The sequence below is a fragment of the Dietzia sp. DQ12-76 genome (assembly GCF_014145045.1).
GTDB lineage: Bacteria > Actinomycetota > Actinomycetes > Mycobacteriales > Mycobacteriaceae > Dietzia.
Window position 1 is genome coordinate 1 of record NZ_JAALDV010000451.1, and the last position, 2,058, is coordinate 2,058.

Below are 2,058 nucleotides of genomic sequence, written 5' to 3' on the forward strand. Positions count from 1 at the left end.
TCGGCCCCCGCTCTTCCGAGCGGGGGCCGCCTCGTCGTCTGCCGGATCGCAGGCCCCGGGGGGGGCGACCCGGCAGTCAGTCGCGGGCCGACGGCACCGCCCACAGGCCACCGTCGACCACCACGAGCGGATCACTCGGCTCGTCGTCGAACCAGGCGTCCAGCATCCGCGCGATCACCAGGACGTGGTCGCCCGCAGGCACGAGACGGTCCAGTGCGACCCGTAGTCGCGCCCGCCCGCCGTGGAGGAGAGGTTCGCCGGTCTCGGCCCGCGTCCACAGGGAGTGGTCAGTGAACCTCTGTGCCGCGGGCCCCGAGAACCTCGACGCCAGGTGCCGGTCGGATTCCCCCAGCAGATGGATCACGGCGGTGCGGGCGTCGAGCACCGCGGCCAGGCTGGACGAGGAGATCCCCACGTTGAAGCTCACCAGGGCCGGTTCGGACGACAGGCTGGACGGCGACGACGCGGTGAACCCCACCGGGCCGTCGGCGCCGTCGAGGGTGATGATCGTGACTCCGGCGGGATGCAGTCGCATCGCCCGACGGTGGGTCTCCGCCGAGACGCTCTGGCGGTCGGAGGACAGGCTTCGTTCGGTCATGCCAGAAGTCTGGAGGCTCGTGCTACGGATGTCGAACGTTCTGCTCGTGCTGACGCGAAGTGGGTGACGCCGCCGTCACCACGTCAGGACACCGACAACAAGCGTGCGGGCAGCGCGCTCGTAGGGTCCGCGGAGATGGCGTCGAGCGCCACCGCCATGGCCGCCACCTGCTGGATCCGCCCTCCCGCCGTCGACACCCTGAGTTCGGGCGCTTCTCCCGGCAAGGGGGTCTCCCGCGAGGCGCTCAGAACGGGGCCCAGGTATCGCGGGTGGTCGGTGAAGGCCTGGCCGCAGAGCACCACCGAATCCGGGCGGGTGATGGTCGAGAGCAGCCCCACCAGGCGGCCGAGTACCGTGGCCCGCTCGACGAGGATCGCCTCGGCCACCGGATCGCCGGGTGCGCGTGCGGCGAGTTCCACCACCGACCCGACGGGGATGCCGCGGGCGGCCGCGGCGCGGACCAGTCCGGAATCGCCCACCACGTCCGTGAGGCCGCCTCCGCGGTCGTCGAGGTACGTGGTGGGCCCCACGGGCAGGTGCGCCAGTTCGGCCGAGCCGGCGCGCGGCAGGTGTACGGCGCCGTCGATCACCAGGGCGGAGCCGAGATGCTCCCGGGCGTAGACGACGAGCGTCGTCCCGGTGTGTGTCTCATGCCCCACGAGGAGTTCCGCCGCGGCCATGGCCTCGACGTGCGGGGCCACCGAGAACGGCACCCCGAGCCGATCGGCGAACAGCTCGGTCACCGGGACGTCCCGCCACCCCAGCAGGTCGTGGTCGACCCTGCCCGGGGAGGTGATCCTGGCCGCCGTGGCCACACCACCCCAGACGAGCCGACGTCCACGGTGGCCGTCGAGAAGACGGAACGCGATCGCGGACAGCTCGTCCGCGATCTGCTCCGGATCCCGGCCCGGGGTGGGGATCGCGAACTCGGACAGGATCCGGCAGGCGAGGTCACTGATCGCCACGACGCAGCGGCTGAGGCCGACGTGGACGGCCACCACCACCGGCCCGCCGGGATCGATCTCGACAGGGATGCTCGGTCGACCGACGGAACCGTCGTGCATGAGTTCCGGCCGCTCGCGGATGACGCCGGCGGACAGCAGCGCTGCCGTGGCGCGGCCGACCGTCGCCACCGACAAGCCCGTGGACGCTGCCACCTCCGGGCGGGTGACGGGCCCCCGGAACCGGATCGTGCGCATGACCCGGGCCGCGCTCACATCGGACAAGCGCAGGACAGGGGCGGCAGATCGGGTGGTCATGACGAGCAGGGTAACACAGGCTATAGACCGATCGGTCTACTCTGGTTAAGGGTATCGATCCTCGTGACGCCAATTGTGGCTCCACGCCACCGCCCGGTCCCACGATGAGTCGGTCCGCAGTCCGATCCCAGACCCCCAGGAGCCGTCAGTGGCCACCGACCCCATACGTCCCCACGCCGACCAGGCCGACCAGGCCGACCA

Annotated in this window: 2 protein-coding genes; both read right to left on the reverse strand. The window is 71.6% G+C overall.

The annotated features are described in order from the left end of the window. Nucleotides 1-76: 76 nt before the first annotated feature. Nucleotides 77-598, reverse strand: coding sequence for a flavin reductase family protein (locus G6019_RS14520; RefSeq protein WP_182613630.1), 522 nt, complete (start codon nt 596-598; stop codon nt 77-79). 83 nt (nt 599-681) lie between these two features. Continuing rightward, nucleotides 682-1,857, reverse strand: coding sequence for an ROK family transcriptional regulator (locus G6019_RS14525; protein ID WP_182613631.1), 1,176 nt, complete (start codon nt 1,855-1,857; stop codon nt 682-684). Nucleotides 1,858-2,058 lie beyond the last annotated feature (201 nt).